This is a genomic window from Chitinophaga sp., assembly GCF_036566945.1.
GTDB lineage: Bacteria > Bacteroidota > Bacteroidia > Chitinophagales > Chitinophagaceae > Chitinophaga.
In genome coordinates, this window is record NZ_DATCVJ010000078.1 from 1 (window position 1) to 10,011 (window position 10,011).

At 48.7% G+C, this 10,011-nt stretch carries 5 protein-coding genes; 4 read left to right on the plus strand and 1 reads right to left on the minus strand.

Translation table 11 applies throughout. The annotated features are described in order from the left end of the window. The 4 genes from VIP81_RS02255 to VIP81_RS02270 all read left to right on the plus strand — a co-directional run. On the plus strand, positions 1–3,066 hold a 3,066-nt coding region (locus VIP81_RS02255; protein WP_331956854.1), incomplete at its 5' end, for a TonB-dependent receptor. 17 nt (positions 3,067–3,083) lie between these two features. Continuing rightward, positions 3,084–4,682, plus strand: coding sequence for a RagB/SusD family nutrient uptake outer membrane protein (locus VIP81_RS02260; protein ID WP_331956855.1), 1,599 nt, complete (start codon positions 3,084–3,086; stop codon positions 4,680–4,682). A 183-nt stretch (positions 4,683–4,865) separates the two neighbouring features. Next, positions 4,866–6,143 (plus strand): Gfo/Idh/MocA family oxidoreductase, encoded by a 1,278-nt coding sequence (locus VIP81_RS02265; protein WP_331956856.1) that lies wholly within the window; start codon positions 4,866–4,868, stop codon positions 6,141–6,143. A 35-nt stretch (positions 6,144–6,178) separates the two neighbouring features. After that, positions 6,179–9,541: a DUF1080 domain-containing protein gene (locus VIP81_RS02270; protein WP_331956857.1), complete on the plus strand. Its 3,363-nt coding sequence runs from the start codon at positions 6,179–6,181 to the stop codon at positions 9,539–9,541. 50 nt (positions 9,542–9,591) lie between these two features. Here the strand turns inward: VIP81_RS02270 and VIP81_RS02275 are convergent. After that, on the minus strand, positions 9,592–10,011 hold a 420-nt coding region (locus VIP81_RS02275; protein WP_331956858.1), incomplete at its 5' end, for a VOC family protein.

Sequence of the window (10,011 nt, forward strand, 5' to 3'; positions counted from 1 at the left end):
ACCTGGCGCATCTTTTATAAAGATGACCTCGTGAACCGGGAACAACCATTTACCCTGGAACTGCAGGACAAAAAGATCAATGAAGTCCTGGATAAAGCACTGGCTAACACCAACCTGAGTTACCGCATTGTACACAACCAGGTGGCCATCATCCCAAAAGAAAAAAGTAAGAATGGGCCTCCCAACCAACCCACCAGCCAACTGGAAGACAGTGCCTATGTGATACGGGGACGGGTATACGATATGCACGAACCGCCGCAGGCATTGCCCGGTGTGACCATCCGCGTAAAAGACAATAACAGCATCGGTACTACCACCGATGCTGACGGCTATTTTTCGTTGAAGACAACAAAAAATGCCGTCCTGATTTTTACGCAGATGGGTTATCTGCCGGAAGAACACACCGTTATCCGCAGCCTGAATGCACTGAATATTTCCCTGAAAGAAAATGTTTCCGCGCTCGATGAAGTAGTGGTCGTTGGTCTTTCGGAGCAACAGAAAAAACATATCGCCAGTTCTATCGGCACGGTGAACATTGCCCAGCAGACCAACGGCAAGCCCATTACGGCGCTGTCGCAGGCCCTGCAGGGCGGCGTTACGGGCATACAGGTATCGCAGAGTTCCGGCTTGCCGGGTGGCGATGCTGCCGTGATCAAAATCCGCGGTATCAGCACCGTGAATGCCTCCAATCCTTTGGTGTTGGTGGATGGGGTACCGATGGACATGGACTATATAGATCCCGTTACTGTAGAAAGTGTAACGATCCTGAAAGATGCTGCTGCCGCTGCCGTGTATGGCGCACGCGCTGCCAACGGTGTGATCCTGGTAACGACCAAACGTGGCGTGGCAGGCAGGGTAGCGGTTACCTATGATGGATACTTCGGTGTGCAATCACCCTCTACCATGCCTAAACTGGTGGAAGCCCCGGAATATATGCGCATGTTCAATGAAGCACAGGTAAATGCCGGCAACGCACCTTTTTATGCGGAAGAAGATATTAAGCATACCGAAGCCGGTGATGATCCGGTTAAATACCCTAATACCGATTGGCAAAAAGAAATCATTAACCGTGCAGCTCCTATTACCAGCCACTCGCTGGGAGTGAGCGGTGGTAACAGTCTGGCGCGTTTTGCACTCACCGCCAATTACCAGAATCAACAAGGCATGATTCCCCTGAACCATTCCAATAAATATAATATCCGCGCTAATACTTCCATTACCCTGAATAAAAAGTTCCTGGTGTACATGGACATGCTGGCCATCAAAAGAAATACCTTCTACCCCAACCGCCCCAATGGTAATGATGGTAACAGGATACTGGAAGATATTTTCAGGGTACCGCCCACAATTTTGCCTAAATATCCGCAGAAAGATGGCGCGCCCATTATCTATGGCCGCTACGTAGATATTGTAAATCCTGTTGCTTATGCAGAACATGGTGGACGCAGTGCCAATGAATACGGACAATCCAGCATTAATCTGCAACCCAAATGGGAAGTACTACCAGGATTGAATCTCCGCGGACAATTCAGCTTCCGCTTAAACAGTGATGTTACCAGGACTACACGTAATAATTATTATTTCTTCGATTATTTTACCGGCAAACTGGCGCAGACCTGGAGTGTGCAGCGGGATGCCAGCATGGGTAGAACGACCTATTACTATGCCGGTGTAACGGCAGACTATACCTATGATTTGAAAGACCATCATTTTTACGTAATGGGTGGTTATTCTCAGGAAGAAAACAATAGTGGCAATTGGGATGTAACGTCGTTGCTATCCTTTTATGCGAAAGTGAATTATTCCTATAAAGATAAATACCTCGTCGAAGGAGCGATGCGTACCGATGGTTCTTCCCGGTTCGGTCCCGGTCATAAGTATGGCACCTTCCCTTCTGTGGCATTGGGTTGGAATGTGCATAAGGAGAATTTCATGAAATCTATACTGGCGGTTAATAACCTGAAGTTGCGGGCATCCTATGGGCGCTTAGGCAACGAGAATATTGGGATGTACCTATATCAGAATATGATTAACACCGGCGATGGTACCGATAAGGTATTCGGTAACCCTGACATCACCTGGGAAACAGTAGATATGCTGGACCTGGGTATGGACCTGGCCCTGTTCCAAAGTAAGCTGGAACTCACCTTTGATTATTACAACAAAACCACCAATGGCATTATCCTTCAACCGCCGGTATCGTATGTGGGCGGACTGGGAAAAACGCCTATTAATGCCGGTAAATTACGTAATAGAGGCCTGGAACTGTCACTGAATTACAACAGTAACATTGGGAGAAACGTAACATTGTCTGTACGACCGGGCATTTCTTATAATAATAATACTGTGCTTAGTTTACTGGGAGGCCCATACATAGACGGTGCTTCTATCAATAAAGAGGGATATGCGTTGAACAGCATTTACGGTTACAAAACCAATGGGTTGTTGCAGGCCAGTGACTTCAAGCCTGATGGTACTGCGTTGGTACCCATTATCGCCAATCAAAAGCCGGGAGATATCCGTTATATAGATCAGAACGGCGATAACATTATTGATGGGAATGACCAAACCGTGATTGGAAATCCTACACCCAAAGCCGACTTCTTCGCCAACTTCCGTATCACCTATAAAAAATGGGAATTGGAAATGCTACTGCAGGGGGTGAATAATAACAATGCCGTGTTGGGTGGTATGCTGGCGTATCCGCTGGATATGTCTTACGATGGAGGTGTTCCAACACAATATTATGCTGAGAATTACTGGACGCCACAGCGTACCAACGCCCGTTTTCCACGTTTGACCACATCACCGAGTATTAATAAACTATCGTCTGATTTCTGGCAACAGAACGGGGCCTATGTGCGGATGAAATATATACAGCTGGGTTACAATTTTGGCAGTACCCGCTTAAAACGTATGGGCGTTAACGGTGCCAGGGTATATGTAAATGCGCAAAACCCATTTGTCTTTACTTCCATGAAACTGGTAGACCCGGAAAGTCAGGGTAATCAGTGGACGTATGGTATCATGAAAATGTACACCGCAGGGGTGAGCATACAGTTATAACCATTAAACTTTTCGCGATGAAAAAGAAATATAGCATGATGATGATACTGGCCCTGACTTTATTGTCTTTGCCAGCCTGTAAAAAATTTCTTACCCACGATAATCCTTCCGGTGTAACAGATGTGGAGTGGTGGAAAACAGAGAGCCATGCTTATGGTGCGCTGGGCTCTATTTATGCGGGTATACCTGCCGGCTCCACTGGCCGCAATATGATGTTCTGGTCGGGGCTCAGTGACGAGGCAGTATGCCGGGGTGATTTCAAGGGTAACTATGATATCTACACCCGTGGCTTGCAGAATTCTACCTGGGATGTAGCAGAATGGATCTGGAGAGATGATTATATTGATGTACGCCGAGCCTGTCGTTTCCTGGAAAACGTTGATAAATGTTTTATGGATGATGCGCTGCGCAGTCGTATGAAATATGAAGCCCGCGCGCTCCGTGCTTTTTATCATATGGAGATCATGCTTTTCTTTGGTGATATTCCGATTGTTACTACTTCGCTGACGCCATTGGAAAATCACCTGAAAAGAGATCCGGCAGATAAAGTATATGATTTTATACTAAGTGAATTGAAAGATTGTGCGGAGCATCTGCCGCAGGAATATGACAGTGATGAAACCTGGCGTATTTCGGCCGGCACCTGTAACGCACTCATTGCAAAGCTGGCTTTATTCTTTCATCATTATGATGTGGCCAGAGATGCTGCTGCCAGGGTGATTAGCTCCGGTGTATATAAGTTATACCGTAGTGAAAAACCAAACGTCAACAGTTTCGCGGAATTATTTAGTTACACCGGTGAGTTAAATAAAGAACGGATATTCTTCAAGGCTAATGGCTGTGGAACGGCGTGGACTACCTTTGCGCCCTACGGCATTGGTGGAGAAACATATGTATCGCCTACGTCGACGGTAGTAGATAATTTTGAAACAAAGCAGGGGAAAACGCCCGCAGAGCTGGGGGCAGATTCTGTAGCCATGTACCGTAAAGATCCTAATTACAACAATAACAGAGATCCCCGATTCGTAGCATCCATATTGTATCCGGGAGAACCCTTTCTGGATGCCAACTACATTTTATCTCCCTTTGATAATTCCCCGGCGAATACAGATAAGATAGGCGTGCAGAAGTCTACCGCTACCGGCTACTGGATCCGCAAATACCTGGATGCCCGCGACCGGCAAAGCAGGGCAGGGAGCCTTGATTTTATGATTATCCGTTACAGCGAAGTATTGCTGATTTATGTAGAATCATTAATAGAGCTGGACGACTGGAAAAATCCGGCCATTGCGTTGCACCTGAATGATATTCGTACCCGTGCCGGGATGCCGGCTGTTGACTTACAGCGATACAACAGTGCTGCTACGCTGCGGCAGCTGGTACGCCGGGAGCGGCAATCAGAGCTGGCTTTTGAAGGTCAGCGTTATTTTGATATCCGGAGATGGGGAATTGTAAAGCAGGTGATGAACGGGCAGGTATTCGGCGCTACCAATCCGCAAACAGGTGTGGCGGTGAAGGTACAGGACCGTTCTTATATAGATCGTGATTACCTGTGGCCAATACCGGAGAAAGAAACATTGTCGAATCCTGAGATGAAGCAAAATGCCGGATACTAAAGGTTCCGTTTTTTGCCGCTCATCAAATTTCCGTCCCAGGACTTGCATATCAATCTGTTAGATTATATCTTACCAGTCGACAAGCCAGAATCGAATAAGACAGTGAATTTATTATTACACAGTGAACGAATACTATCAGACCAAAACCTAATTTTTCAATCCGGCATTCAATTAAACTGAAATATGGCGAAACAAAACAGCGATTCAAGGCGGGCATTTCTCAAGAATTCCCTGGGAGCGCTTGCTGCATTTACTATTGTGCCCAGGCATGTGCTGGGCCGCGGTTACCTGGCTCCGAGTGACCAGTTGACCAAAGCCGTAATAGGCACAGGCGGTATGGGACGTGGCCACTTTGGCTACGCGGGTACCCGGGTAGTGGCGCTCTGCGACGTAGATAGCAGTCATCTGAAACTGGCGATGGACCAGCTCGGAGACAAAAGTAAAGGCGTTAAAACCTTTGCCGACTACCGCGAGGTCATCACCTTACCTGAAGTAGATATTGTGCATATTGCTACGCCACCACACTGGCATGGTATCATTGCAGCAGATGCAGCCCGCGCAGGGAAAGACATCTGGTGTGAAAAGCCCATGACTGCGACCATCGGTGAAGGCAAGCGTTTGGTGGAAGCGGTGCAACAGCATGGCAGAATTTTCCGCCTGAATACCTGGTTCCGCTTTGAAGACAGATTTTATGGAATGGGCACGACAGTGAAGCCGATTAAAAAACTGGTAGACAGTGGTCTGCTGGGATGGCCGCTGAAAGTGACCGTGAGCAAGCATACCGGCTTTGACTGGAAATTTTACTGGGTAGGTAAAACTAACCTGGAGGCGATGGCAGTACCGAAAGAACTGGATTATGATATGTGGCTGGGGCCAGCGCCTTATCGTCCGTATAACCCACACCGTGTGCACCAGACCTTCCGTGGTTACTGGGATTACGATGGTGGTGGTTTGGGAGATATGGGACAGCATTACCTGGATCCTATCCAATACTTCCTGGGCAAGGACGATACCAGCCCTGTAAGCGTAGAAGTAGATGCGCCTCAGCAACATCCTGATGCCGTAGGTACCTGGAGAAGAATTACCTACACGTATGCAGATGGTTGCCAGATTATCCTCGATGGAGACGGTGCAGATGAAAAAGCAGCTTATATAGAAGGACCTAAAGGTAAACTGTATCCCGGCTTCCGCTCAGATATACAGGACCTCGAAAAGAAACTGGCCGCCTTCCCTGATCCGGCTCCTCAGCAAATAGATTTTGTGGACGCTGTGAAGAACCGCCGCAAGTTTGCGCTGAATGAAGAAAATGGTCACCGTTCTGCTACATTGGTGAATATGGGTAAGATCGCATTACGTCTTAACCGTTCTTTGAAATTTGATCCGGTGAAACAGGAATTCATTGATGACGCAGGCGCCAACGCCCTCGTGTATCAGCCGATGCGCGGACCATGGACGATCTAAAACAGCCCGAATCAGAACAAACAAGTAAATGAATTATGAAAAAGATATTACACTTACTCATTGCATTACTGGTTGGCTGGAGTAGCCTGGTTTCCGCACAGGGACCATCAGATCAGCGTGCCTTCCACACCAAAGTCGCGGACGTGCTGGCCTTGATGCCAGCCCCCAATAAAACGCAATTTAACACCAATATGGAGGCGATTGCGGCCCTGGGGGAAGAAGGACTGACGACCATCGCCGGTATGCTTGCTGCGCCCGGAAAAGGCGATAATACGCAATTGCAATATGCCATTGCCGGATACGCTTATTATGTAACGCAACCTGGAAAGGAAGCAGCCCGTAAACAAGCGGTGGCTGCCCTCTGCAAAGCATTACCTAAAGCAGGTGATCCGGAAAATAAAGTCTTTCTGCTCACACAGCTGCAAACCGTAGGCACCGATGCCGCTGTAAGCACGCTGCAGGCTTGTCTTACAGACGATCGCCTGTGTGATCCTGCTGCCCGCGCACTGGTGAAAATCAACACCCCTGCTGCACAACAGGCATTATTACAGGCCTTGTCTTCCGCCACCGGATTTAACCGCATCACCCTCACCGAAGCGTTGGGGGATAGCCGTTATACCGCTGCCGCCGCTGCCATTGCTCCACTGGCCAATGATGCAGATAAGAAACAGGTGAAAGTAGCCTTGTACGCCCTGGCACAGATCGGCGCTCCTGCCTCTGCGCCGGTACTCGCCGCTGCTGCTGCTAAAAGCGGATATACTTACGATGTAACCGATGCCACGGCTTCTTATCTTAATTATGCTGCTAACTTAACAGACAAAGCTGCAGCAGAAAAGATCGCAGAGAATATCCTGAAAACAGCCAAAACAGACGGCCAGGTACATACCCGTACCGCCGCGCTGAAACTGCTCACCACTATTCGTGGTGAAAAGAATATGCCCCTGCTGTTAGCTGCCGCCGATGATAAAAACCGCGAATACCGTGATGCTGCCCTGAAATTTGCAGGTCAGAACGGATTAGCTGGCAACGCATTGTGGCTGAAGAAACTGACAGGTGCAGACAATGCCAATAAAGCTGCCGTGGTAGGTATGTTGGGAGATAATAAAGTAGCCGCTGCTTTACCTGCTATCCAGAAATTACTGGGCAGCAAAGATGCAACCGTAAAACTCGCTGCTATCAAAGCCGCTGGTCAAACCGGTGGCGCCGCTGCATTACCCGCTTTGCTGCAAACCATGAAAACCGGTGATGCCACTACCGTGGAAGCCGTGAAGAACGCCCTGCTGATTATGCCTGGCGACGAAGTGGCTGCACAATCCGGCGCTGCACTGGCTACTATGCCAGCTGCTGCACAAACTGCCTTACTAACGGTACTGGCTGCACGTAAAGCAGACAGCCGTGTGAATGACGTATTACCACTTACCGCCAGCACTGATGCTGCTACCCGCAGCGCGGCCATTAGCGCGTTAAAAGATGTAGCGACCAAAGCTAACCTCTCTGCACTGTTTACTTTATTGAATAACAGCAGCAATGCAACAGATATCAGCAACCTCCAGGAGGCACTGATCAGCGCCGGCGCGAATAGCGCAGATGTGCTGGCACAGATGAAGCAGGCATCTGCCGACAAACAATCCCGCTACCTTCCTGTACTGGCAGGTATTGGTGAAAGCGCTGCTTTAGCACCGGTAGTGTCCGCGTTTAATAACGGAGACGCTACTACGAAAAAAGCTGCACTGGTGGCTTTGTCTGCCTGGAAGAATGTGGCCGCCGCTCCCGCTTTATTACAAATCGCCAGAGATAAGGCCAACAGCGACTACCGCGAAGAAGCGCTGGCAGGCTACGTAGGCCTCACCCGTCGCTCTACTTTACCTGCAGAACAACAACTGCTGATGCTGCGCAATGCTATGGAATTATCCACCACACCGGTAGTACAGAAAAAAATACTGGAAGGTGCTGAGCGCTGCAAAATACTGCCTGCGTTATTGTTCGCAGGTAACTACCTCGACAATGCACCGGTACAACAGGCAGCCGCCAACGCTGTCATGAACATTGCCCTGGCTGATAAAAGCTACAATGGCGCAACTGTTCGTGCTCTCCTCGAAAAAACAGCGCAGGTACTGAAAGGACAGGATGCTGATTACCAGCGTCAGTCCATCAGCAAATACCTCGCGGAAATGCCTGCCGGCGACGGTTTTGTAGCCATCTTCAATGGTAAAGACCTGAGCGGATGGAAAGGACTGGTAGAAAATCCTATCGCCCGCGGTAAAATGGACGCTAAAAATCTCTCTAAAGCACAACAGAAAGCCGATGACAACATGCGCAAAGGCTGGTCTGTAAAAGATGGCTTACTCGTATTCGGCGGCAGCGGCGATAACCTCTGCACCGAGAAAAAGTATGGTGACTTTGAAATGCTGGTAGACTGGAAAATTACGGCACAGGGTGATGCCGGTATTTATCTCCGTGGCTCCCCACAGGTACAAATCTGGGACACTTCCCGTACCGACGTAGGTGCGCAGGTAGGCTCCGGTGGTTTATACAACAACCAGCAGCATGCCAGCAAACCACTGAAACTGGCAGATAACGCCATCGGTGAATGGAATCATTTCCGCATCCTCATGAAAGGAGATCGCGTAACGGTATACCTCAACGGTGAACTGGTAACCGATAACACCATCCTGGAAAACTACTGGGATCGCGGTTTACCGATCTTCCCGGACGAACAGATAGAACTGCAGGCACATGGCACTTACGTAGCTTACCGCGACCTGTATGTGAAGGAAATTCCGCGTCCAAAGCCTTATGTGCTGAGCGACGAAGAAAAGAAAGCCGGTTATAAACTGTTGTTCGATGGTACCAACATGCACGAATGGGTGGGCAATACCACAGACTACGTGATTGACAACGGTGACCTGATCATCGATCCTTCCAACGGCGGACACGGTAACCTCTATACGAAAGACGAATACAAAAACTTCTCTTTCCGTTTTGAATTCCAGCTCACCCCCGGCGCCAACAACGGTCTCGGTGTACGTGCGCCGCTGGAAGGTGATGCCGCTTACATGGGTATGGAATTACAGATCCTGGACAACGAAGCAGACGTGTACAAAAGTCTGCATGAATACCAGTATCATGGCTCTGTTTACGGCGTTATCGCTGCGAAACGTGGTTTCCTGAAACCAGTAGGCGAATGGAATGTGGAAGAAGCCATCGTAGATGGTACCCATATCAAAGTAACATTGAATGGTACCGTGATCCTGGATGGTGACATTGCAGATGCCCGTAAAAACGGCACGCTGGATCATAAAGATCATCCTGGTCTGAAGAATGAAACTGGTCATATCGGTTTCCTCGGACATGGATCAACTGTGCGTTTCAGGCATATGAGAGTGAAGACGTTGTAATTATTAATAGCATACATTGGAGCCGTTCTTACCTGGCGTAAGAGCGGCTTTTATTTTTGGACGAGTTCTATTTTTCTGCCGTCCAGATCTTTCACTACGGCGGCGTAACCCCATTCCGTTAAGGCCGCTGGCGTCACGATGTGCTCAGGGGGCAATACCTCCATCAGGTCATCTATATCATCTACCGTAAAACCTAGCCGGGTGGTATGATCCGCTACGGTTACTCCTTTGGGTAGGGGATAAATTTCCAGGACCAGGCCTTCGCCGGTACTGGCATAGTGATAAGGGCCGGTACCATGCCGGTGATAATGAAATTCAAAGCCAAGTTGCGTGTAGAATGCTGCCTGGGCTGCGAGCTGGGGTGTCTTGATAACTATGAGATGAATGTTGGGCATGGGGCGAAAATAAGGGGTTTTATTTTTCTTTATGTGGGTTTTCTGCCATAAATTTAGGGCATACCAGTAAAAGAA